The organism is Variovorax sp. KBS0712 (genome assembly GCF_006323185.2).
In the GTDB taxonomy this organism is placed as follows: Bacteria; Pseudomonadota; Gammaproteobacteria; order Burkholderiales; family Burkholderiaceae_C; genus Variovorax; species Variovorax boronicumulans.
In genome coordinates, this window is sequence record NZ_VCCD02000005.1 from 360,388 (window position 1) to 383,336 (window position 22,949).

The following is a 22,949-nucleotide window of genomic DNA, read 5'->3' on the forward strand; positions in this document are numbered from 1 at the left end:
CATGACCCTGACCGCCCTGAAAGCCACGCCGCCCGCCAGCGCCGCCCATGCGCGCATCACGCTGCCGTACCCGCATTTCCAGAAGCTCGAGCGCTATCCGTGGAAGCCGTGGGTCATGCCCGGCGTGGCCTACAAGCTGCTGAGCATCAACCGGCGCAGCGGCGGCTTCACCTGCCTGCTGAAGGTCGATCCCGGCACCGAGGCACCGGTCCACCATCACCTGGGCGCCATCGAAGTGATCGTGCTCGAGGGCGACATCTACTACGAGCGCAACGACATCGGCCGCCCCGGCGACTACATGCACGAGCCCGCCGGCGACATCCACCAGCCGCGCTCCGACGGCGGCTGCGTGCTGTTCTGCGTGTTCGAGGGCGCGATTGCCGGGCTGGGCGAGGACGGCAACGTCGTCGGCATCGTTGACGGCCGCAGCATGCTGGAGATGGCCACGCGCGACGGCGCGGCGCAGCACGTGCACAGCTGAGGCCCGACCTGCGGTGCGGGCTAGAGGTCGCGCAGGCGGTTGGCCAGCTCCACCGCCGACTTCACTTCCATCTTCTCGAACACGCGCGCCCGGTGGACCTCCACCGTGCGCACGCTGATCGCGAGCTGGTCGGCGATGAGCTTGTTCGGCAGGCCCTCGACCACGAGGCGCATCACGTCGCGCTCGCGGTCGGTCAGCTCGGCGATGCGGTCGGCCAGGCCGCGGCGCACGCGCTGCACCTCGAGCGCGCGCTGCGACATGCCCAGCGCCTGCTCGATGCGGTCGACCAGCGCGTTGTCCGAGAACGGCTTCTCGCAGAAGTCGAAGGCCCCGCGCTTGACCGCCTCGACGGCGGTGGGCACGTCGGCATGGCCGGTCAGGAAGATCACCGGCATCTCGGCCAGCAGGCCGCGTTCGGCCAGCCGGTCAAACAGCACCAGCCCGCTCATGCCGGGCATGCGCACGTCCAGCAGCAGGCAGCGCGGCTGGTCGGGCAGCGGCGCCTCGTCCAGGTACTGCTCGAAGGCCTCGGCGCTGCCGAAGTGCTCGCTGGCCAGGCGGCGCGAACGCAGCAGCCAGGCCAGCGCCTCGCGCACGCTGGCGTCGTCGTCCACGATAAAGATCAAGCCATCGATCAGCGGTTGCATGCCATGAGGTCCAGCGGAACAGAGAAAACGAAGAAGAGAAAAAGGCGGCTATCCCGCAGCGGGAAGGGTAAACCTGAAGACGGTGCCCCGGGGGCGGTTGGGCTCGAACATCAGCGCGCCGCCGTGCTGCTCCACCACGGTGCGGCACAGGCTCAGGCCCAGGCCCATGCCGTCGGGGCGCGTGGTGAAGAAGGGCGTGAACAGGCGCGCCGCCACCTCCTCGCTGATGCCGCAGCCCAGGTCGGCCACGGAGAACTCGAGCCAGCGCCGGCCGTCGGCCGGCACGGTGGCGCCCACCGGCAGGGCGCGCGCCACGCGCAGGCGCAGCACGCGGCTGCCGGGCGCGTGGTCGGCGCCGTCCATGGCCTGCATGGCGTTGCGCGCCAGGTTCAGCAGCACCTGCTCGACCAGCGTGCGGTCGCACACCACGGCGGGCAGGCGCTCTTCGCACACGATCTCGATCGTCACGTCGAGCTTGCGCGCCTGCAAGCGCACCAGCGGCAGCACGGCGTCGATGAGCGCCTGCGGCGCCACGGCCTCGCGCATGCGGTCGCGCCGGCGCACGAAGTCGTGCACGCTGCGGATCACCTGGCCCGCGCGGTCGGCCTGCTCGGCGATGCGCTTCACGGCCATGGCCACCTCGGCCTGCTCGCCGCGCGCCTCGGGCCCGATCAGGTTGAGCGAGCCGGTGGCGTAGCTGGCGATGGCGGCCAGCGGCTGGGTGAGCTCGTGGCTCAGCAGCGAGGCCATCTCGCCCACGGTGGCCAGCCGCGCGCTGGCCTGCAGGCGCTCCTGGCTGGCGCGCGAGAGTTCCTCGACACGGCGCTGCTCGCTCACGTCGATGAAGGCGCTCATCCAGCCGGTCTGCACCTTGTGCGCGTTGATCAGCGGCGCCTCGAAGATGAGCACCGGAAAACGCGTGCCGTCCTTGCGCATGAAGACCGACTCGAAGCCCTCGCGCGGCGGCAGGCCGCCCGCGAAGCGGCGCGTCTGGCGTAGGTGGTACTCGTGCGCCAGCTCGGTCGGCCAGTAGGGCGCCTCGACGCTGTCGGCCATGAGCTCTTCGGGCGTGAACCCGACCATTTCGCAGAAGGCCGGGTTGACGTAGGTGATGCGCCCCTGCAGGTCGCGCGCGCGCAGGCCGGTGATGACCGAGTCTTCCATCGCCTTGCGAAAGGCCAGCGCGTCGGCCAGGTCGCGCTCGGCGCGCAGGCGGCGGCGGGTGTCGCGCGCCAGCAGGATCAGCACCGACACGAGCGCGATCGAGATCGCCGTGACCAGCGCCGTGAGCATGTTCGGGAACAGGTCGGGCGCGGCGCGCCAGCCGTCCACGCGCAGCATGAGTGAGGCGCCCGGCAGGTCGATGCGCTGCTGCGAGGTGAACACGCGCGTGCCGATGCGCCGCGAGGTGCCCAGCGCCACCAGCCGCGTGCCGTCGGCCTCGGTGAAGGCGACCTCCTGCCCGCGCGTGAGCGTGGGGCCGACCAGCTCGACCAGCGTGTCGCGCAGCGAATAGCTGGCCACCAGGTAGTCACCGGCGTCCATCGGCAGGCACAGCTCCATCACCTCGACGCCGCCGCCGCCGGCCACGGGCACGTAGTGGCTGGGCGAATAGGCGGGCGCACCGGCCTTGCGCGCGGTGGCGCAGGCCTGCGCCACGTCGGCCTGCGCGGGACCGCGGTTGCTCTCTTCGAGGATGCGCGTGCGGTAGGGCGTGTTCACGGCCTCGATGGGTTGCAGCTGCGCATCGCGCCACTCGAGCCGCAGCCATTCGCGGTGCTCGCGCAGCTGCGCCGCCGCGCGGTCGGCCCAGTGCGTGCGCTCCATGCCCGGCGCGAGCGTGGCGCGCAGGCTCTGGGCGTTGCGCTGCAGGCCGCTGCGCAGGTCGACGACGGCGTCGGCGGTGTCGCGCTCCAATGCCGCCTGCACCTGCTCGACCTCATGCCGGCCGGCCAGCCACACGACGGTGACCAGCAGCGCCGACACCAGCACCGCCAGCAGCAGCCAGAGGAACCAGCGCTTCCACAGCGAGCGCAGGCGCGCGAAGGCGACGACCCAGGCCCGGCGCTGCGGCGGTGCGGAAACCTCGAGCGCCTCGTCGGCCATCGTCAGGCGAGCACGCGGTGCGACAGCGCGGGCAGCTGGGCGCGCGTGCGCTCGACCTGCCGGGCGTCGAGGTCGAACAGCACCACGCCCTCTTCGGCGGCCTGCTGCGCCACCACCGTGCCCCAGGGGTCGATGACGAGCGACTGGCCCCAGGTCTGGCGGCCGTTCTCGTGCGTGCCGCCCTGCGCGGGCGCGACCACCCAGGCCAGGTTCTCGATGGCGCGCGCGCGCAGCAGCACCTCCCAGTGCGCGGCGCCGGTCGTGCGCGTGAAGGCGCTGGGCACCAGCAGCAGGTCAGCGCCCTGCCCCGCCAGCGCGCGGTACAGCTCGGGAAAGCGCAGGTCGTAGCACACGCTCATGCCCACGCGCCAGGCGTGGCCGTCGCGCGAGGGCAGCTCGAACACCACGGGCTGCGCGCCGGGCGCGATGACGCGGCGCTCGTCGTAGCGCTCGGTGCCGTTGTCGAAGAAGAACAGGTGGATCTTGTCGTAGCGCGCCACGCACTTTCCTTCGGGCGAGAAGGCCAGCGAGCTGTTGAAGACGTGGTCGGCGTCGTCGCTCTCGATGGGCAGCGTGCCGCCCACGATCCACAGGCCGAACTCGCGCGCCGCGTCGGCCAGGAAGCCCTGCACCGTGCCGGCGCCGGCAGTTTCGCGCAGGCCGAGCTTGTCGGTGTCGCGCGCGCCCATCATGCAGAAATACTCGGGCAGCACCGCAAGCTCGGCGCCGTCGCGCGCCGCCTGCCCGAGCAGCGCATGGGCGCGCACGAGGTTGGCTTCGCGGGCGATGGCGGACACCATCTGGATGGCTGCGACTTTCATTGCGTGGTCTCCGTTTTCTTGCCTTCGCTGGCGCCCGTGGATGTCGATCCACCCGGCAGGCCGGGCAGCAGCTGCAGCGAGCGCGGCACCTTGGCGATCTTGGGGTCGGCCCAGGTGCCTTCGACGTGGAACTCCTGCGTGGCGGCTGCCGCGAGCGGCTTGCTCAGCACCCACTGCGCGAGGAAGGTGCCCAGGCCGATGGCCGGGTTGATGGCCGTGGCCACCAGCGCGGCCGTGCCGGCGTTGATCTCGGGCACCACCACGACGCGCAGGTTCTGCGTCTCGCGCACGATGTCGGCCGAGCCGTCCATGAGCGCGGCGGCGTTCACGCCCTTCATCTGCAGGTTGTTGGTGCTGGCGATGCCCTTGTTGATCTTTGCGTCGCCGCGGATGAAGTCGAAGGCGAAGCCCTGGCTGAACACGTCGCGGAAGTCGAGCGTGAGCCGGCGCGGCAGCGCCTGCAGGCTCAGCACGCCCAGCAGCTTGGCCAGGCCCGGGTCGGCCTTGAGGAACTGGCCCTGCTCCACGTCGACCTGCAGCTGGCCGCCCAGGCTGGGGTAGTCGAGAGAGAACGGCGAGCCGCGCCAGTTCACCTCGCCCTCGAGCCGCCCCTTGCCGCGGCGCAGCACGCCCGGCATGCCGAAGCGCGTGAGCAGGTCGCCGGCGTCGGCGATGTCGAGCTTGAAGTTCATGGCCGTGGTGCGGCGCTGGCCGGCGCTTGCGCCGCCGCCCGCCGGCGCGGCCCAGGTGCCCTTGGCGGTGAAGGTGGCCTCGGGCACGCTGAAGGCGAGCTTGTTGAGCAGCCATTCACGCCCGCCGCGGTTGACGGCGTCGATCTCGGCGCGGCCCAGGCGCTTGCCGAGCAGCTCGAAGTCGTCGACCACGATGTCCAGCGCCGGCAGGGTGCCGGGTTGCTCGTCGAGCAGGGTCTCGACCTGCGTGGCCTCGGCCGGCGCGATCTTCAGGCGCGCGAGCCGCGCATAGAGCCGGCCGGCCTGGCTGTGGCTGTACTCGGCGTAGCCGCTGAGCTCGGAGGCGTCGACATTGGCGCGCCACAGCGCGCCTTCGCGCGTGCCGCCGAGCACCACGTTGTGCAGGGTGCGCCCCGCGATGCCCAGCTGCTGCGCGCGCACCGCGATGCGCGTGGGCAGGTAGGCCAGGTCGGGATCGTCGGCGCGCTCGCCGCCGCCGACCACCGCGGCGGTGCCCACCAGCGTCTGCCAGGCGCCCATGTCGAGCTTGGCCACGTTGACGTTGGCGAACACGCCGCGGTCGGGCGGCAGTGCCGTCTCGCCGGGCGCCAGCCCGATGCCGATGCCGCCGCGCAGCACGTGCGCCTGGCCGTTGGCCGACAGCTCGCGCACGTACTGCACCGAACCGACGCGGCCGAGCTCGAGCGTCAGCTGGTCCTGCGTGGCGCGGCGGGCGTCGCGCGCCAGCACCTTCTTCTCGATGCGCAGCGGCATCAGCTCTTCGGCCGTCTTGACCAGCGGCGTGGGCAGCGCCAGCGCCAGCCCCTGCAGGCTGCTGGTGAGCGAGAACTCGGGCGTGTCGTCACGCATCGAGAAGGTGGCGGCGTAGGGCGCGCTGCCGGTGGCGTGCTTGGCCAGGCGCGCGAGCCAGTCGACCTCGCGCGCGCCGCGCAGGCCTTCGGCGCTGGCCGTGCCCTGCGCCTTCAGCGCCAGTTCGCGCTGCGGCCCGCTGAAGCGGCCCTTGCCTTCGACGCGCACCTCGCCGCCCAGCAGGCGGGCCTGCACGCCGGCCAGCGAGAAGCCGGTGTCGGTGAAGTTGAGCGTGCCGCGCGCCTGCGTGAACGGCGGCGCCTCGGGCACCACCTGCAGCTCGTTGTCGGCCAGCGTCACGGTGGCCTGCACCTTGGTGCTGTTGACGTTTTCCAGCGGGAGATCGAGGCGCAGCTTGTAGTCGGCCGAGCCGGTGGCGCGCGCGCGCTGCAGGAAGGGCCCGGCCTCGCCGGCCAGCGGCGCGCCGGCGCGCAGCACCTCGCCCAGCGGGCCCTTGGCCTGCGCATCGACGCGCAGCAGCGCGGCGTGGTGTGACATGTCGGCGATCTGCGCCTCGGCCTTCGTGACCTCGACGCCGGGCGCGCCGGCAATGCGCCCGCGCGCATTGCGCACCAGCATGCCCGCGCGCTCGAACACCAGCTCGCCCGACACGCCGGTGAGCGCCGGCCACACGGGCGGCGGCGCGGCGGGCGGGCCGGTGCGCGACGCCGGGGTCGCGGGCGCGGCGGCGGAGGCCGCGAGCGAGGGCGGCACGTAGGCGTAGTGCACGTCCGACACCTTGGCCGCGATGCGGAACTCGCCCTGCTTCGGGTCCATGAAGGGCATGTCGTGCAGGTCGCCGCGCACACGGAAATCGACCGTGCTGGCGGTGCCCTTGACGACCGACTCGCGCACGTAGTCGCGCGTGTGCTGCGGAATGTCGAGCGGCAGGTAGCGGAACACGCGGGTGCCGTCGGCGCGCGTGAGCTTGCCCTGCAGGTCGAGCACGCCGGGGTGCTGCGCGCGGCTGCTCGAGGTGGCCGGGTCGCTGGTGCGCCAGTGGGCTTCGGCCTCGCCCTCGGCGTCGGCGTTGGCGAAGCGCAGCTTCGACACCTGCACCTGCATGGCGCCGTTGTCGAGCTTCCACTGCAGCTGGGTCGAGAGCCGGTCGATGGGGATCACCGGGTCTTCGAACACGCCGGGGAACTCGAGCGTGCCCTTGGCCATGGCCAGCGTGGCGGTGCCGCCGGTGTGGCTGGCGTCGAAGTCGAGCGTGGCGCCGCTGAGGCCGGGGGTGCCGGGGTGCACGCGCGGCGGCGCGGCGGGCGTGCCGGCCGGCGCCGGGGTGCTGGGCGGTGGCGGCCGGCGCCGGCTGCGAGGCGACGCGCAGGCCGCTGACCCGGCCCTTGGCCTGGTAGCGCGCGATCGCGTCGGGCGCGCCCTGCCAGTTCATGTCGATGCGCTCGACCAGCCCGCGCGGCGCGTAGGCGCCCAGCACGCGGTGCGTGGCCTCGCCCAGCGGCAGGCGGTCGGCGATGAGCGCCAGCGCCGCGAGGTCGAGCCGGTCGGCCTTCAGCGCGCCGTGCTCGGGCGTACGGCCCTTGGCCGGCGTGTGCTGCAGCCACAGGTTGCCGCCGGGCCAGCGCAGGCCGTCGACGGTGTCGAACTGCAATGCGGTGGTCGAGAACTCGAAGGTGTCCGCGTTCATCTGTCCCGCCAGCCGGCCGGTGACGGCGCGCAGCACCAGCGGCTGCAGCCCCTTGCCGAGCGAGGCGTCGATGCGGTTCAGCCCCAGGTCGGCCGCGCCGCCGACGATGCGCCCGTCGTCCACGTCGGCCCACAGGCGCAGCGCGCCGTTGCCTTCGCGGATGCGCGCGTCGAGCGAGACGTACTGGCCCAGGCGCGTGACGTCGATGTAGGGCAGGTCGGCATAGAGCTGGCCGTCCCAGGTCTGCCAGTGGCCGCTGCGCAGCGACAGCAGCGGCTGGCGGAACTGGCCGCGCAGCGTGAAGCGCTCGCCCCAGCCGGCCGGCGGCGTGGCGTCCAGCCGCAGGCCGTGGCGGCGCGCACCGTTGCGGGACACGAAGCGCACGTCGGTCAGCAGCAGGGGTTCGGCGCCGCGCTGCTCGTCGGTCCAGCGCACGGTGCCGCCTTCGATGACGAACTCGCGCTGCGCGAAAAACCAGTCGGCGGCGCGGGTTTCTCCGGTCGTGTCGGTCTCCATGTGCAATCCAGCCACATGGAGTTTTCCCTGAGTGTCGCGGCGCACGTCGAGCTGCGGGCCCTCGATATAGAGCTGCTCGAAATTCAGGCGCCACAGCGACCGCGGCGACACGCTCGCCACCACCCGCACGAGGCGAAGGGCCTCGCGTTGGTCTGCGTCCTGCAGCACCACGTCGCGCAATTCGAAGGCCGGAAATAGCCCTTCGGAGCGGGCGGTGATGGCGCCGATGCGCACCGGGACACCGATGGCCTTGCTAGCCTGCGCCTCGAGTGCACCGCGAAAATCGCCGATTCGCGGCACAATCCACGCGTGCAGGACCACGACTGACAGCGCCAGCAGAAGCCACGCAGCGAAGAGCAGACCCAATAGCCAGCGCGCTGTCACAGCGGTGATTTGGAGCAGACGTGAAGGGGAAGACGCCGTGTCGTTCATTGAGGATCGCGCTGTGTCGGGAATTATGACCGCCAGCCTAGAGCCGGGTTCCGCGCCAACCCACACCAGTGTGAATCAGTTGCCATCCAATCCGACGCCTTCCGCGTTTTCTTCCAGTTCCCGATTCGTCCAGCGGCTGCGCCGCCGCTATGCGGCCGAGCTCGAATTGCTGCCGCCCGGCGAGCCCCGGCGCGAATCGATGACCGTCGCCTACGACGCCCTGCGCGCACGCGGCGTGGCCGTGGGCGATGCGTTGCGCATCGTGCGCCAGCTCACGATGGAACGTCTGGTCACACTCGACTGCGACCAGCAGGCCCCGCTCGCGGTGGTGACCACCGCCGTGACCGAGCTGGCCGAACTGGCCCTGGACATCGCCTGCCAGGACGCCTGCCATGAACTCGACGCCCAGCACGGCGCGCCGCTCGGCCCCGAAGGCCAGCGCTCGCAGCTGTGGGTGATCGGCATGGGCAAGCTCGGCGCGCGCGAGCTCAATGTGTCCAGCGACATCGACCTCATCTACCTGTACGACGTGGACGGCGACACGGCCGGCGATGCCGACGGGCGCGGCAAGCTGTCGAACCAGGAATACTTTGCGCGGGCCGTGAAGCGCATCTATGCGCTGGTGGGCGACGTGACCGAGCACGGCTTCGTGTTCCGCGTCGACCTGGCGCTGCGGCCCAACGGCAACTCGGGGCCGAGCGTGGTCTCGCTCGACGCACTCGAAGAATATTTCCAGGTGCAGGGCCGCGAATGGGAGCGCTTTGCCTGGATGAAGAGCCGCGTGGTCGCGCCGCGCGCCGTGGTGCTCGGCGGCCAGGCCCAGGCGCTGCGCAACGTGGTGCTGCCCTTCGTGTTCCGCCGCTACCTCGACTACAGCGTGTTCGACTCGCTGCGCATCCTGCACCGCCAGATCCGCGAGCAGTCGGCGCGCCGCAGCGCCGGACGCCCCGAGCGCGCCAACGACGTGAAGCTCTCGCGCGGCGGCATCCGCGAAATCGAATTCACCGTGCAGCTGCTGCAGGTGGTGCGCGGCGGCCAGTTTCCCGAGCTGCGCACGCGCCCCACGCTCGACGCGCTGCAACGGCTGGCGCGCGCCAACCTCATGCCGCAGGACACGGCCGACACGCTGGCCGCGGCCTACGAGTTCCTGCGCCGCGTGGAGCACCGCATCCAGTACCTGGACGACCAGCAGACCCATGTGCTGCCGGTCAACGACGACGACCTGCGCTGGATCGCGCAGTCGATGGGCTACGCCGACTGCTGCCCCTTCCTCGAACAGCTCGACACGCACCGCGAGTTCGTGGCCCAGGAGTTCGACAAGCTGCTGGGCGGCGAGAAGCCCTGCAACGGCAAGTGCAACGGCAAGAAGGCCGCGGCGCCCGCCGACCTGGTCGACCTGCTCGACGACCTGCCGCCCGTGTTCGCCGAGCGCATCCGCGACTGGTGCGAGACGCCGCGCGTGCTCGCCCTGCGCGAGGAAACCCGGGGCCGCCTGCGCCAGCTGGTGCAACGCACCGGCCAGTGGCTGAAGGAGCCCGACGGCGAGGGCGCGGGACAGACGCCGCGCCACGTCGATGCCGCCATGCGCTGGGCCGACTGGATCGAGCCGCTGATGCGCCGCGAGAGCTACCTGGCGCTGCTGGTCGAACGCCCCGCCGTGCAGGAGCGCCTGCTGCGCCTGCTGGGCGCCGCGAAATGGCCGGCGCGCTACCTCATGCAGCACCCGGGCGTGATCGACGAGCTCGCGAGCGACGAAATGCTCTCGGGCCGCTTCATCGCCGACGAATTCGAGCGCGAACTCGAAGCGCGCCACACCTCGCTCACCCGCACCGGCGAGGCCGACGAAGAGCGTTTGCTGAACCTGCTGCGCCACGCCCACCACGCCGAGGTGTTCCGCACGCTGGCGCGCGACGTCGATGGCCGCATCACCGTCGAGCAGGTGGCCGACGACCTGAGCGCGCTGGCCGACACCACGCTGCGCGTGACCGCGCGCTGGTGCTGGCCGCACGTGCGCAACCGGCACCGCGAGGTGCCGCAGTTCGCGATCATCGGCTACGGGAAACTGGGCGGCAAAGAGCTGGGCTACGGCAGCGACCTGGACATCGTGTTCGTCTACGACGACGACGACGAGCGCGCCGGCGAGGTCTATGCGGCCTACGTGCGCAAGCTCATCAACTGGCTCACGGTGAAGACGCGCGAGGGCGACCTGTTCGAGATCGACACCGCACTGCGGCCCAACGGCAACTCGGGCCTGCTCACCACCAGCTTCGAGGCCTACGAAAAGTACCAGCTCGGTCGCGGCAGCAACACCGCGTGGACCTGGGAGCACCAGGCCATGACGCGCGCGCGCTTCGTGCTGGGCAGCGCCGACCACGGCGCCGAGCTGGGCGCGCGCTTCGACCAGGTGCGCGAGGCCGTGCTGGTGGCGCCGCGCGACCGCGAGGCGCTGAAGGCCGAGATCATCGGCATGCGCAACAAGCTGCGCGGCGCCCGTCCCGTGAAGGCCGACCGCTTCGACGTGAAGCACAGCCCCGGCGGCATGGTCGATGCCGAGTTCGCGGTGCAGTTCCTGGTGCTGTCGGCTTCGGGCGCGCACCCCGAGCTGATTCCCAACCTGGGCAACATCGCGCTGCTGCTGCGCGCCGAACAGGCCGGGCTGCTGCCCGAAGGCGTGGGCCGCAACGCCGCCACCGCCTACCGCGAGCTGCGCCGCGTGCAGCACACCGCACGCCTGAACGAAGAGCCCACGCAGGTCACGCCGCCCGCCCTGAGCGCCGAACGCGACGCCATGCTGGCCTTGTGGAAGGCGGTCTTTGGCTGACCGCGCCCTCGCCTCCCGCACGCTGACGGCCTGTGCCCTGGCCGCGGCGCTCGTGCTGGCCGGCTGCGCCAGCGGACCGCGCAGCAGTGGCGGCGGCGTCGCCAGTGGCCGCGACGGCCCCGGCAGCAACATCCCGTCGGACCTCGACCGCGTGCCCGATGCCGAACCCCGCATCGAGGCGATCCGCAGCAGCGGCGGCACCAGCAAGCCGTACACGGTGCTGGGTCGCGGCTACGTGCCGATCACCGACGACCGGCCGTTCCGCGAATCGGGCATCGCCTCGTGGTACGGCCGCAAGTTCCATGCAGCCTCGACCGCCAGCGGCGAGCCTTACGACATGTACGCCATGACGGCCGCGCACAAGACGCTGCCGCTGCCGAGCTACGTGCGCGTGCGCAACCCGGCCAACGGCCGCGAGGTGATCGTGCGCGTGAACGACCGCGGCCCCTTCGTGGACGGCCGCGTGATCGACCTGAGCTACACGGCGGCGCTGAAGCTCGACCTGCTGCGCGGCGTGGCGCCGGTGGAGATCGAGCGCATCACCAACGAGGACATCCGCACCGGCGCCTGGCGCCGCGATGCGGGCACGGCCTATGCCGCGGCGCCTGCGCCTGCGCCTGCGCCCGTCCGGGTGGCGGCGGCGCCAGTGGCCGTGCCATCGGCCTGGGTCGCGCCGGTCGCGATGACCGCCGCTGCAGCCCCCGCCGCGACGATGCCCGTGGCACCGCAGACGCCGGTGATGGCCGCGGCACCGTCGGAACCCGAGGCCCCGGCCGGGCCGCGCGAGGCGATGGTGGTGACCGACCTTGCGCCGCTGGCCCCGCTCGCCGCGCCGGCCACGTCATCGGCGCCATCGGCGCCCTCTTCCGCTGCCGCCGGTTTCTGGGTGCAGCTCGGCGCGTTCCGTGAACGCGACGGCGCCGAGACCCTGAGAAGCCAGGCCGCGCGCGGCCTGCCCACGCTGGCACCGCAGCTGCGCGTGTTCAGCGAAGCCGGCACGCACCGCCTGCAGGCCGGTCCGTTCCCGTCGCGCAATGCGGCGGGCGAGGCCGTCACGCAGCTGCGCGACAACCTGCGCATCGCGCCGATGGTGGTCGAGCGGCGCTGAGGTTCAGGGCATCGCCTTGGCCACGACCTGCGAACGCAGGCCCACGCCGAGGCGGTTCCAGGCGTTGATCTGCGCCACGGCGAGCGAGAGCTCGACGATTTCCTGGTCGCTGAACACGGCCTTCAGGGCTTCGAACTCGGCATCGCGATCGGCGTGGTGGTCGGCCAGGCGCGTGAGCGTTTCGGCCCAGTCGAGTGCCGCACGCTCACGTTCGTTGAAGAGGCTCACCTCGCGCCAGGTGGCGAGGCTGTTGATGCGCTGCCAGTCTTCGCCCTGCACGCGCAGGTCGCGCACGTGCATGTCCAGGCAGTAGGCGCAGCCGTTGATCTGCGAGACGCGGGCAAAGACGAGGTCGATCAGCACCTTGCCGAGCGTGCTCGACTCGAAGCTGCCGTTGACGGCGATCATGGCCTGGAAGGACTTGGGGGCGAACTTGGTCCAGGCGAGACGGAGGGCGGGAGCTTGGCTCATGAGATGTACTCCAGGGTGGTTGAAGGAAAACAGCGAAATCTGCTTGCTACACCCTGAAGACGCGCCAGCCACCGGCCCTGTGACAGGCCGCCCGAATTTTTTCTTCAGGCGCCCCGTTTGGCCGCGAACAGCTGGGCGATGCGCGCCAGCTTGTCGGGGTTGCGCTGGGCGCGGATGCGCACGATGCGCTCGCCCTCGATCTCGAAGGTCTGGGCCGATTCGAGTTCGCCGTCGAGAAAGCGCAGCATGCCGGGCTCGCCGTTGAGCTCGACCAGCTCCATGCGCACGCCGGCGCCCATGCGGCGCCAGAGCGAGAAGTACAGCTGCGCCAGCCGCTGGCTGCCGCGCAGGATCTTGCTGAAGGTCTGCACCTTGCCGCCGCCGTCGCCGATGAGTTCGACGTCTTCCGCCATCAGCGCCTTCAGGTCCTGCATGCTGCCGCGCGCAGCCGCGTCGGCGAAGGCGCGCAGCAGGCGCTGGTGGGTCTCGCGCGACACCTGGAAGCGCGGGCGGGCCTCCTGCACCTGGGTCTTGGCGCGGTGCACCAGCTGGCGGCAGGCGGCCTCGCTCTTGCCCAGGGTCTGGGCGATCTCGTCGTAGTCGGCGTCGAACACCTCGCGCATGAGGAAGGCGGCGCGCGCCTCGGGCGCCAGGCGCTCGAGCACGGCCAGGAAGGCGACGGAGATGTTGTCGACGCGCGCTAGCGTTTCCTCGGGCGTGTCGGGCGACCCGGTGAGGGTGGGCTCGGGCATCCACGGGCCGATGTAGTGCTCGCGCTGGACCTTGGCGCTGCGCAGCCGGTCGATCGACAGGCGCGTGACGACGGTCACGAGCCAGGCTTCGGCGCTGTCGAAACTGGCCTTGTCGGCCTCGTGCCAGCGCAGCCAGGCGTCCTGCACCACCTCTTCGGCCTCGGCAACGGAGCCGAGCATGCGGTAGGCGATGCCCTGGAGGCGGCGGCGGTGGCTGTCGAAGGTGAGGGTCGGGTCGTCCATGCCCGATTAGACGTTTGAGGTCGCCGCGTTGTGACAGCTCGCGCCCAAAAAAAATCGCCCCGGCATGCGGGGCGATTTGTCGGGTCGCGGGGGCGGCTCAGGCGCCCTGGTACTCGGGCTTGGGGCCTAGCGTGGCCGAGACTTCCTTGCGGTAGCGGTTCAGCTCCTGCACGGTCTTGAAGCTGCGGTTCATCAGCAGGCTCAGGTTGTGCAGGATGCGCTCGCCGACCTTGGTTTCCCAGCCGGCGTCGAACTTGATCTGCTTGTCCAGCCAGTGCTCGAGCCAGTCGGGATCGGGCATGCGGCTCTGGATGGTGTCGTTCGGGAACAGCGCCTTGTTCACGTGCAGGTTGGTCGGGTGCAGCGCCTGGGCGGTGCGGCGCGCGCTGGCCATGAGCACGCCGACCTTGGTGAAGGCGGCGCGGGCTTCGTCGCCGAACTTTTCCATGGCGCGCTTCATGTAGCGCAGGTAGGCGCCGCCATGGCGGGCTTCGTCCTGGCTCAGCGTGGTGTAGATGTGCTTGATGACCGGCTCGGTGTGCCACTGGGCGGCGCGGCGGTACCAGTGGTTCAGGCGGATCTCGCCGCAGAAGTGCAGCATGAGGGTTTCGAGCGGGGGCGCCGGGTCGAAGTCGAAGCGCACCTCGTGCAGCTCCTGTTCGGTGGGCGCGTGCTGCGGGCTGAAGCGCTTCAGGTACTCCATGAGCACCAGCGAGTGCTTCTGCTCTTCGAAGAACCAGATCGACATGAACGCCGAAAAGTCGCTATCGTGCCGGTTGTCGCGCAGGAACATCTCGGTGGCCGGCAGCGCCGACCACTCGGTGATGGCATTCATCTTGATGGTCTGCGCCTGCTCTTCAGTCAGCAAGGAAGCGTCGAACGACTGCCAGGGGATGTCCTTGTCCATGTCCCAGCGGACGGATTCGAGTTGTCTGAAGAGTTCCGGGTAGAGCATCAAAGTCTTTCAATGGCCGCCGATTTTAGTCGGGCCGTTTGGCGCGCCCGTGACAGACGCGCGATGATGTGCTTACGCGCGCGCCCGCGCCATAGATGCACACCCCCCTTTTCGATCCAGGAGCCCGTCATGCGAACCCCCGCCCGATTGTCGATGCTGCGACGTTGCGCCACGGCCTTTTCCCTCGTGGCGGGCCTGTCCGCCGCCCTGTCGGCGAGTGCCCAGACGGCCCCCGCCGCCCCTGCTGCGCCCGCGGTGGGCGGCGGCGCCGGGTGCCCGGCGATCCTGCAGCACAGCTTCCCGCGGCTGCAGGATGAAAAGCCCCAGAACCTGTGCCAGTACTCCGGAAAAGTGGTCCTGGTGGTCAACACGGCCAGTTTTTGCGGCTTCACCCCGCAGTACAAGGGGCTGGAGGCGCTGGACATGAAGTACCGCGCCCGCGGCCTGGTGGTGCTGGGCTTCCCGTCGAACGATTTCTCCCAGGAATCGGGCTCCAACAAGGAAATCGCCGACTTCTGCGAAAGCACCTTCGGCGTGAAATTCCCGATGTTCGCCAAGTCGTCGGTGCGCGGCACCGACGCCAACCCGCTGTTCAAGCAGCTCGCGCAGGCCTCGGGCACGACGCCGAAGTGGAACTTCTACAAGTACCTGATCGGGCGCGACGGCAAGGTGGTGCAGGCGTGGTCGAGCATGACGGCGCCCGATGAGAACGGCTTCATCCAGGTGATCGAGAAACAGCTCGCCCCCAGCGGCGACTGACCGGCCCTGCAATGTGAACTTTGAGTCACAAACGTTTACCACTCGAACGGGAACCGTGCGGCGGCACCGCGCTCATACTTGAGCGTGGGCGGCCAAGGCCCACAGGTTTTCATGTTGCGAGGTCTTCCGGGCGCCTGCCGTCCGGTTGAAATCCCGAGGCGATTCTTCTCCTCCTCCCTCCCTCCTTCGTGTCGGGGCGCCTCGCAGCATTTTTGTCTTCCCGCCGAAAGCGGGGCCCGCGATGACGCAGCGCCCCCCTCGGCCTTCCTGTACGCGGTGGCCCGAACGGCCCCAAGAAAAAAGCGCCCCGCGGGGCGCTTTGTCGTTTCAGGGCTGGGTGTCGATGAAGCTCGGCCGCAGCATGAGCTTGTCGTACAACTTGGCCAGGTTGGCGTGGTCGCCGCGCCAGTCGATCTCGGGAAAACGCAGCCCCAGCCAGCCCAGCGCGCAGCCGACCGCGATGTCGGACAGGCTCAGGTGGATGCCGCTGCAGAAGGGCTTGTCGCCCAGGCCCTTGGCCATGGCGGCCACGCCGGCGTGGACCTTGGCGCGCTGGCGCTCGATCCAGGCGGCGCTGCGCTCGCCGTCGGCGCGGCCGGTCCAGGTGGCTTCGAGGCGCCAGAGCACGCCGGCGTCCATGACGCCGTCGGCCAGCGCTTCCCAGGTCTTGACCTCGGCGCGCTCGCGGCTTTGCTGCGGAATGAGCTTGCCCACGGGCGACAGGGTGTCGATGTATTCGACGATGACGCGCGAGTCGAACATCGCCTCGCCGCCTTCCATGATCAGGCACGGCACCTTGCCCAGCGGGTTCGAATGGGCGATCGTGGTGTCTGCGGACCAGACGTCTTCGATCACGAACTGGTAGTCGAGCCGCTTTTCGGCCAGCACCACGCGCACCTTGCGCACATACGGGCTGGCGGCGGATCCGATCAGTTTCATGAAGGCTCTCTCCCCATCGCTTGTTAACGTTTGTTCGCAGGCATTTTAGGTGAAGGGAAAAAGACGGCGCCCGAATTCCCCCGCGGCGCGGCCACCCGGCGGCCGCCTAAAATTCGGGCATGAGCTTTTCCACCGTCTCCGCCCTCTCCCCCCTTGACGGCCGCTATGCGGCCAAACTCGCGGCCTTGCGCCCGCTGATGAGCGAACAGGGCTATATGCACCGTCGCGTGCAGGTGGAGGTGGCCTGGTTCATCGCGCTGTCCGACTGCGGCTTTGCCGAGTTCAAGCCCCTCACGGGCGGCGCCCGCAAGTACCTGATGGGGCTGGTGTCGCACTTCTCCGAGGCCGACGCCCTGGCCATCAAGGACATCGAGAAGACCACCAACCACGACGTGAAGGCCGTCGAATACTGGATCAAGTCGAAGTTCGAAGCCCGGCCGGAGCTGCTGGCCGCCGCCGAGTTCGTGCATTTCGCCTGCACCAGCGAAGACATCAACAACACCAGCCACGCCCTGCAGATCCAGGCCGCGCGCGACACCGTGGTGCTGCCGGCCATCGACGGCCTGATCGCCAAGCTGCGCGAAATGGCGCACCAGTTCGCCGACGTGTCGATGCTCTCGCGCACCCACGGCCAGACCGCCAGCCCGACCACCGTCGGCAAGGAAATCGCCAACGTGGCGGTGCGCCTGACCAAGGCCCGCGCACAAATCGCCGCCGTGCAGCTGCTGGGCAAGATGAACGGCGCGGTCGGCAACTACAACGCCCACCTGGCCGCCTGGCCCGAGTTCGACTGGGAAGCCTTCAGCCGCAAGGTCGTCGAGACGCCCGCGCCGCTGGGCCTGGGCCTGAGCTTCCAGCCGTACAGCATCCAGATCGAGCCGCACGACTACATGGCCGAACTGTTCGACGCCGTGGCGCGCGTCAACACGATCCTGGTCGACTTCTCGCGCGACATCTGGGGCTACGTGAGCCTGGGCTACTTCAAGCAGCGCCTGAAGAAGGGCGAGATCGGCTCGTCGACCATGCCGCACAAGGTCAACCCGATCGACTTCGAGAACGCCGAGGGCAACCTGGGCCTGGCCAACGCGGTGCTGCGCCACCTGAGCGAGAAGCTGCCCATCAGCCGCTGGCAGCGCGACCTGACCGACAGCACGGTGCTGCGCAACATCGGCGTGGCCTTCGGCTACGCCACGCTGGCCTACGCGAGCCTGGCCACCGGCCTGGGCAAGCTCGAGATCAACCAGGAAGCGCTGGCCGACGACCTCGAGGCCTCGTGGGAAGTGCTGGCCGAGCCGATCCAGACCGTGATGCGCCGCTTCGGCGTGCAGGGCGCCTACGAACAGCTCAAGGAAGTCACGCGCGGCAAGACCGTGACGGCCGAGGCGCTGCACGGGCTGATCCGCTCGCTGGCCATTCCTGAAGAGGAAAAAACCCGCCTCCTGGCCATGACGCCGGCCAGCTACACCGGCAAGGCCGCCGAGCTGGCCCGTAGAATTTAGGCTTCCCCCGCGACGATCCGCCGGCCCGTGCCGCCCACGGCCGGTGCGCCTCGTTCGCCCATCGATACCTCCCAGCCAACGTGCCCCGTTTGGGGCACGCCAGCCGACAACCCTGACGGGACGCCTCGACGTCCCCGTTGTTCATGCGGCGCGCCCCACTGAGACGCCTCTGGCTCACGCTCCACCGATGGATCGGCCTCACGCTCGGGCCGCTGCTCGCCCTCACGGCGCTGCTGGGCGCCGTGCTGGTGGTGGCGCTGCCGCTCGACCGCGCGGCGCATCCTGAGCTCTTCGTCGCGCACAGCAACAGCAGTGCGGCCCCCGCGCCGCTGGAGCCCCTGCGCCAGCGCCTGCTCGCCGAGTTCGGCCCCGACACCAACCTCACGCTGCGCCCGCCGCGCCAGCCCGGCGACACGCTCTGGGTGCTGGTGCGCGGCCCGTGGGACGGCACGCTCTACCTCGACCCCGCCACCGGCGCCGAACAGGGCCGCCGCGGCACGCACGAAGGCGCCTACAACCTGCTGTTCGAGCTGCACAGCAGCCTGCTGCTGGAAGACACGGGCAAGGGCATCCTCGCCATCGCCGCGCTGGCGTACCTGTTCCTGCTGGTCACCGGCGTGGTGCTGTGGTGGCCGGCGCGCTGGCCGCCCTCGCTGCGCATCGTGCTGGACCGCGGCCTGCTGCGCGGGCTGTTCGACCTGCACCGCACGGGCGGCGCCGTGCTCGGACTGCTGATCGCGGTGTCGGTCTTCACCGGCGCCTACATGGCCTGGCGACCGCTGGGCGGCTTCATCTCGACCGCGCTCGGACAGACGCCTGTCAAGGCACCCGTCGTGCCCAAGGGCACTTCCACCGGCCCTCGCCTGCCGCTCGACGACCTCGTCGCCCGCGCGCAGGCCGTGTTCCCCGGCCAGCCCATCGGCTACGTGCAGGTGCCCGGCCGCGCGGACCGGCCGCTGCGCGTGCGCTTCCGGCTCGCCGACGACCCGCACCCGAACGGCATCGGCTCGGTGTGGGTGCATCCGGTCACGGGCGAGCTGCTCGGCGTGCGCCGCTGGCAGGACATGGACACCGGCAACGGCGCGGTGGCCGTGATCTATCCGCTGCACACCGGCGTGCTCGGCGGCGTGGTGCACCAGGCGGTCACCGCGCTGCTGGGCCTGGCGCTGACCGGCCTCGGCCTGAGCGGCGTGTGGCTCTGGTGGCGCCGGCGCGCCGTGGCTGCGGCCGCCCGCAGCCAGGCGCTGTCGCGCGGCACGGCGCCCTGAACGACACACACATCCCATCCCTTCATCCATCACAAATACATCGAGGAGGACTCCCCTTGTTCCCGCACAAAAAGACCGCCATCGCCCTGGCCCTGCTGCCCCTGAGCCTGCACAGCTTCGCGGCCGACGCCGAGCCGTCGAAGTCGCTCGAGGCCATCACCGTCACCGGCGACTGGCTCGGCACGCCCACCGAGACCAAGGTGCTCGAGCACGCCGGCGCGCGCAGCATCGTCGAGCGCCAGCAGATCCAGGAAAGCGGCTCGGTCAGCGTGCGCGACGTGCTGCGCCAGGTGCCCGGCGTGCAGGTGCAGGAGAGCAACGGCACCGGCGGCAGCGACATCTCGCTCAACGTGGGCGTGCGCGGCCTGACCTCGCGGCTGTCGCCGCGCTCGACCGTGCTGCTGGACGGCGTGCCGCTGGCCTACGCGCCCTACGGCCAGCCGCAGCTGTCGCTGGCCCCGGTGTCGCTGGGCAGCCTCGAGGCCGTCGACGTGGTGCGCGGCGCGGGCTCGGTGCGCTACGGCCCCCAGAACGTGGGCGGCATCATCAACTTCGTGACGCGCTCGATCCCCAAGCAGTTCGCAGGCGAAATCGGCGTGGGCGTGGAGAGCGCCGGCCACGGCGGCGGCACCAAGAGCACGCCCAGCCTGTTCATCGGCGGCACCAACGAGAACGGCCTGGGGCTGGCACTGCTTTATTCGGGTACGCACGGGGACGGCTTTCGCCAGAGCAACGACAAGACCCGCATCGACGACCTGATGCTCAAGGGCGCCTACCGAATCTCGAAGACCGACGACATCGCGATCTCGCTGCACCACTTCGAAGGCAAGGGGCGCATGCCCGGCGGCCTGACGACGGCGCAGTTCGCGGCCAACCCGTTCCAGTCGGACCGCCCCTACGACGAGTTCACGGGCCGCCGCACCGACGGCTCGCTCAAGTACACGCACAACGACGGCGTGAACAAGTTCGAGATGCTGACCTACTACACGGACTCGTACCGCAGCAGCTACCTCGAGCAGGAAGGCACGGGCGCCAACGCCAACCGGCGCCGCCTGACCACCGCGCCGCGCAACTACAAGACCTACGCCTTCGAGCCGCGCTACTCGCGCCTGATCGACTCGGGCAGCGTGGTGCAGGAGATCAGCATCGGCGCGCGCTACCTGAAGGAAGAGGCCTCCGAGGTGGCCACGCGCAGCAGCTACTACCGGCCGGCGCCGAGCTTCGACGCCTACGCGCTCGCGCAGCCCGCGTACCAGACCAGCAAGGGCGGCACGACCGCGCACGCGTTCTACATCGACGACCGCATCGACTTCGGCAACTGGACGGTCACGCCCGGCGTGCGCTACGAGTCCTTCCGCTCGCACAACGACGTGTTCACGGTGGCCAACAACCGCATCACCAACGCGATCTACCCGAAGATCGATTCCAACGAGGTGCTGCCCACGCTGTCGGTGCTCTACCGCATGAGCGAGCGCTGGACGCTGTTCGCCAATGCCGGCGTGTCGTTCGGGCCGCAGCAGTACGCCCAGCTCGCGCAGTCGACCACCAGCCTGCACCCCGAAAAGGCCAAGACCTACGAGATCGGCACCAAGTACAAGGGCGAATCGTGGAGCGGCGAGCTGACGCTGTTCAACATCAACTTCGACAAGGAGCTGCAACTGGCGCGCTCCATCACCGGCGACGTCGGCCAGTGGACCGACCTGGGCGCCACGCGCCACCGCGGGCTGGAGTCGGCGCTGCGCTACGACCTGGGCAGCCTGAGCGACGCGCTCAAGGGGCTGTCGGTGTCGGGCACCTATACGTACACGCAGGCCACCTCGAAGGCCGGCGCGTTCGCGGGGCGCGACCTGCCCTTCTACTCGCGCCATGTCGCGACGCTCGGCGCGCGCTACGAGCGCGGGCCGTGGACGCTCAACGCCGACCTCTACGCGCAATCCAAGCAGCGTTCGCCGGGCTCGCCGGACGACGGCGCGAAGTACATCACCGTGGAAGACCCGAGCGGGCGGCTGGGCGACATCCCGGGCTACGGCACGGTGAACCTGCGCGCGGCCTACGACTTCGGCCCCTCGCTGAGCCACCTGAAGCTGGCCGTGGGCGTGAAGAACCTGTTCGACCGCCGCTACTACAACCGTTCGGTCGACAACAACGGCGGCAAGTACGTGGGCCAGCCGCGCACGCTGTACCTGCAGGCGTCGCTGGCGTTCTGAGGCCGGAGGGGCGCGCGCATACACTCGCGCACCCATGGCTCTCAAATCCACCATCTTCAAGGCCACCCTCGCGGTGGCCGACATCGACCACGGCTACTACGCCGACCATGCGCTGACCCTGGCGCGCCACCCCAGCGAGACCGACGAGCGGATGATGATCCGGCTGGTCGCGCTCGCGCTCAACGCGCACCAGCTGCAGGACATCTGCAATGGCGACGGCACGCTGGCCTTCGGCGCGGGCCTGTCGAACGTCGAGGAGCCCGACGTGTGGCTGCGCGACTTCACGGGCCAGACCAAGATCTGGATCGAGGTCGGCCAGCCGGAAGACAAGCCCATCATCAAGGCCTGCGGCAAGGCGGACGAGGTGATCGTCTACTGCTTCAACCACGCGGCCGAGATCTGGTGGCGCGGCATCGAGAGCAAGCTCACGCGCCCGCAGAACCTGAAGGTCTACCGCGTGCCGACCGAGGCCTCGCAGGCGCTCGCCAGGCTGGCGCAGCGCAGCATGCAGCTGCAGGCGACGATCCAGGAAAGCACGCTGACGCTGGGTGACGGCACCCACAGCATCGACGTCGAGCTGCTGCGCTGGAAGTAATGCGCCCGGGCGGCTAGGCCGCCGGCATCATCTCGCCGCACTGCCAGCACTGCTCGAAACCGCCTTCGACCTGCTCGCCGCACACGCACAGCCAGCTGCGTTGCGGGCGGTTCTGCAGTTCGTGCAGCAGGCGCTTCGCGAGCTCGTACTGCGATTCGTCGTCGATCCAGATCTCGGGCAGGCACTGGTCGGGCGGCAGCTGGCCCATGACCGCGCCGAGGAATTCGCGCTGCACCGTCGCGGCCACGCCCTCCTCGCGCAAGGCGTGCGCCCACACGGTCGCGATCGCGAGGTTGGGGGCTTGCGCGAGGCGGCGCATGGTCAGGGGGCCCAGTTCTTCTCGTCGTCCGGGTCGAACTCGGTCTCTGCAGCGGTCGGCTCGGCTTCGCGTGCGCGCTCGGCATAGCGGTTGAAGCGCCAGGCCGAGTCTTCCATGGTGATGCGGCGCCAAGTGACGCGCTTTTCGACCGGCGTCATGGCCGGCCAGTACTGCACCTCGTCGAAGGTGCGTCCGCAGCCCTTGCACTCGTCGTCGCCCTGGCTGGTCGAGCAGATCGCGATGCAGGGCGTGTCGGGCGTGCTGTGGTACCAGTCGAGCCACGCGGCCCAGGCCTTGGCGGGAAAGCCGACCTCGTCGACCTCGTCTTCGTGGTGGAAGACCATGAGCGCGTAGACCTCGGCCAGCGCGCGCAGCTCGGGCGCCAGCGTGATGCCGTCGGGCGAGGGAGACTTCTCGCGCCAGTGGTTGATGGCGGCCTCGATGTCGGTGATGTGGATGGCGGCCATGGAGAGTGAAAAAACAGCGAGCGGCGATCATAGTCCCGCAATGTCCCGCTCCTTCCTAGGGCCATAGGCGCTCCCAAAAATGGAGCATCAAGTGCCCGCTGCATGCGCCCCTCCGGACCTTTGCCCTTAAATGTAAAGAAAACTTTTGGTTGCCTCGGCGCGGTCTTCAATGCTCTAATCCCGCCCACGAAGGGGAGTAGCTCCCGATCGCTGTCCCCGGGCAGCGTGAATCGTCAGGTCGTCAATACGAAGCACAACACTTCCGGCCTGTCGGGCGACACACGCGCGGACGCAGGTCGGCGCGCTTGCTGTTGTCGAGCGAGACCTTCGATT

At 70.0% G+C, this 22,949-nt stretch carries 17 protein-coding genes and 1 pseudogene; 8 read left to right on the top strand and 10 right to left on the bottom strand.

Features of this window, described 5'->3' with window-relative positions:
• Position 1 precedes the first annotated feature (1 nt).
• Entirely contained in the window at positions 2-481 is a 480-nt protein-coding gene (locus FFI97_RS32375; RefSeq protein ID WP_062480797.1) for a 2,4'-dihydroxyacetophenone dioxygenase family protein, read from the top strand.
• A 20-nt stretch (positions 482-501) separates the two neighbouring features.
• On the opposite strand, the gene FFI97_RS32380 is transcribed toward FFI97_RS32375, so the two are convergent.
• From FFI97_RS32380 to FFI97_RS32395, 4 genes and pseudogenes are all read right to left on the bottom strand, one after another.
• A complete protein-coding gene (locus tag FFI97_RS32380) occupies positions 502-1,128 on the bottom strand; it encodes a response regulator transcription factor (protein ID WP_062480799.1) in 627 nt (208 codons plus the stop codon).
• A gap of 48 nt (positions 1,129-1,176) precedes the next feature.
• Positions 1,177-3,234, bottom strand: a complete 2,058-nt coding sequence (locus FFI97_RS32385) for a sensor histidine kinase (RefSeq protein WP_139700806.1) — start codon at positions 3,232-3,234, stop codon at positions 1,177-1,179.
• A 2-nt stretch (positions 3,235-3,236) separates the two neighbouring features.
• Complete coding sequence (locus FFI97_RS32390; protein ID WP_095747289.1) at positions 3,237-4,055, bottom strand: carbon-nitrogen hydrolase family protein; 819 nt, start codon at positions 4,053-4,055, stop codon at positions 3,237-3,239.
• Positions 4,052-8,213, bottom strand: a pseudogene (locus FFI97_RS32395) (YhdP family protein). The gene FFI97_RS32390 and the pseudogene FFI97_RS32395 overlap by 4 nt, the downstream one beginning before the upstream one ends.
• 25 nt (positions 8,214-8,238) lie before the next feature.
• On the opposite strand from FFI97_RS32395, the gene glnE reads away from it, so the two are divergent.
• Complete coding sequence (gene glnE / locus FFI97_RS32400) at positions 8,239-11,034, top strand: bifunctional [glutamate--ammonia ligase]-adenylyl-L-tyrosine phosphorylase/[glutamate--ammonia-ligase] adenylyltransferase (RefSeq protein WP_139705061.1); 2,796 nt, start codon at positions 8,239-8,241, stop codon at positions 11,032-11,034.
• On the top strand, positions 11,027-12,142 hold the full coding sequence (locus FFI97_RS32405; RefSeq protein WP_139705062.1) for a septal ring lytic transglycosylase RlpA family protein: 1,116 nt from the start codon (positions 11,027-11,029) through the stop codon (positions 12,140-12,142). Before glnE ends, FFI97_RS32405 begins: the two co-directional genes overlap by 8 nt.
• A gap of 3 nt (positions 12,143-12,145) precedes the next feature.
• Here the strand turns inward: FFI97_RS32405 and FFI97_RS32410 are convergent, their stop codons facing one another.
• The 3 genes from FFI97_RS32410 to FFI97_RS32420 all read right to left on the bottom strand — a co-directional run bounded on the left by FFI97_RS32410 (position 12,146) and on the right by FFI97_RS32420 (position 14,563).
• Positions 12,146-12,613, bottom strand: coding sequence for a carboxymuconolactone decarboxylase family protein (locus FFI97_RS32410; protein ID WP_062475252.1), 468 nt, complete (start codon positions 12,611-12,613; stop codon positions 12,146-12,148).
• Between the two features lie 104 nt (positions 12,614-12,717).
• Complete coding sequence (locus tag FFI97_RS32415; RefSeq protein ID WP_139705064.1) at positions 12,718-13,608, bottom strand: RNA polymerase sigma-70 factor; 891 nt, start codon at positions 13,606-13,608, stop codon at positions 12,718-12,720.
• 97 nt (positions 13,609-13,705) lie between these two features.
• Positions 13,706-14,563 (bottom strand): hypothetical protein, encoded by an 858-nt coding sequence (locus FFI97_RS32420; protein ID WP_062475258.1) that lies wholly within the window; start codon positions 14,561-14,563, stop codon positions 13,706-13,708.
• Positions 14,564-14,692: 129 nt separating this feature from the next.
• On the opposite strand from FFI97_RS32420, the gene FFI97_RS32425 reads away from it, so the two are divergent.
• Complete coding sequence (locus FFI97_RS32425; RefSeq protein WP_139705066.1) at positions 14,693-15,322, top strand: glutathione peroxidase; 630 nt, start codon at positions 14,693-14,695, stop codon at positions 15,320-15,322.
• Positions 15,323-15,649: 327 nt separating this feature from the next.
• On the opposite strand, the gene FFI97_RS32430 is transcribed toward FFI97_RS32425, so the two are convergent.
• Complete coding sequence (locus FFI97_RS32430; protein WP_139705068.1) at positions 15,650-16,261, bottom strand: glutathione S-transferase N-terminal domain-containing protein; 612 nt, start codon at positions 16,259-16,261, stop codon at positions 15,650-15,652.
• Positions 16,262-16,380: 119 nt separating this feature from the next.
• On the opposite strand from FFI97_RS32430, the gene purB reads away from it, so the two are divergent.
• The 4 genes from purB (at position 16,381) to FFI97_RS32450 (ending at position 21,830) form a co-directional block, all read left to right on the top strand.
• Positions 16,381-17,760 (top strand): adenylosuccinate lyase, encoded by a 1,380-nt coding sequence (gene purB, locus FFI97_RS32435; RefSeq protein ID WP_095950454.1) that lies wholly within the window; start codon positions 16,381-16,383, stop codon positions 17,758-17,760.
• A 143-nt stretch (positions 17,761-17,903) separates the two neighbouring features.
• Positions 17,904-19,028 (top strand): PepSY-associated TM helix domain-containing protein, encoded by a 1,125-nt coding sequence (locus FFI97_RS32440; RefSeq protein ID WP_139705070.1) that lies wholly within the window; start codon positions 17,904-17,906, stop codon positions 19,026-19,028.
• Between the two features lie 56 nt (positions 19,029-19,084).
• Positions 19,085-21,235 carry a TonB-dependent receptor family protein gene (locus FFI97_RS32445; protein WP_139705072.1) on the top strand — a complete coding sequence of 717 codons (2,151 nt, stop codon included), beginning with the start codon at positions 19,085-19,087 and terminating at the stop codon, positions 21,233-21,235.
• 34 nt (positions 21,236-21,269) lie between these two features.
• Positions 21,270-21,830, top strand: coding sequence for a YaeQ family protein (locus FFI97_RS32450; RefSeq protein WP_139705074.1), 561 nt, complete (start codon positions 21,270-21,272; stop codon positions 21,828-21,830).
• Positions 21,831-21,843: 13 nt separating this feature from the next.
• Here FFI97_RS32450 and FFI97_RS32455 read toward each other — a convergent pair whose 3' ends face one another.
• A complete protein-coding gene (locus FFI97_RS32455) occupies positions 21,844-22,149 on the bottom strand; it encodes a putative signal transducing protein (protein WP_062475276.1) in 306 nt (101 codons plus the stop codon).
• A gap of 2 nt (positions 22,150-22,151) precedes the next feature.
• Positions 22,152-22,616 carry a DUF3717 domain-containing protein gene (locus tag FFI97_RS32460; RefSeq protein WP_139705076.1) on the bottom strand — a complete coding sequence of 155 codons (465 nt, stop codon included), beginning with the start codon at positions 22,614-22,616 and terminating at the stop codon, positions 22,152-22,154.
• Positions 22,617-22,949: the final 333 nt, after the last annotated feature.